We start from the raw sequence: 572 nt of genomic DNA on the forward strand, positions 1-572 counted from the left end.
CATTCTTCAGTCACTGGCTATGATTCTAAAGGTTCAATCAATGGTTACAGCGCTGGGGTTTACGGCACATGGTTTGCTAATGACGCCGATAAGAGCGGGTTATATGTAGATAGCTGGCTGCAATATAGCTGGTTTAATAACCACGTGAATGGTGAGCAACTGGCCAGCGAGTCCTACAAATCCAAAGGGCTGACAGCATCACTAGAAACGGGTTATACCCTGAAAATGGGAGAATTTACGGGCAGCCAAGGGACGCTTAACGAATGGTTTATTCAGCCACAGGCACAGGCGACGTGGATGGGTGTGAAGGCGGATAAACATCGCGAAGATAATGGTACGCGAGTGAACAGTGAAGGTGATGGCAATGTACAGACCCGTTTAGGTATGCGCGCTTATCTGAAAAGTCATCATGCCATGGACGAAGGTAAAGTCCGTACTTTCGAGCCGTTCATCGAAGCTAACTGGCTACATAACACCCGCAGCTACAGCGCGAAGATGGATGATGTTCGTATCAGCCAAGCCGGAGCGCGTAACATCGGTGAAGTGAAAGTCGGTGTAGAAGGGCAAATCAA

1 protein-coding gene is annotated in these 572 nt (G+C 48.6%); it reads left to right on the plus strand.

What is annotated here, in order from left to right; genetic code table 11:
• A partial coding sequence (locus tag M988_RS22155) for an autotransporter outer membrane beta-barrel domain-containing protein (protein WP_156518209.1) occupies positions 1–572 on the plus strand: 572 nt, incomplete at both ends.

The organism is Hafnia paralvei ATCC 29927, assembly GCF_001655005.1.
GTDB lineage: Bacteria > Pseudomonadota > Gammaproteobacteria > Enterobacterales > Enterobacteriaceae > Hafnia > Hafnia paralvei.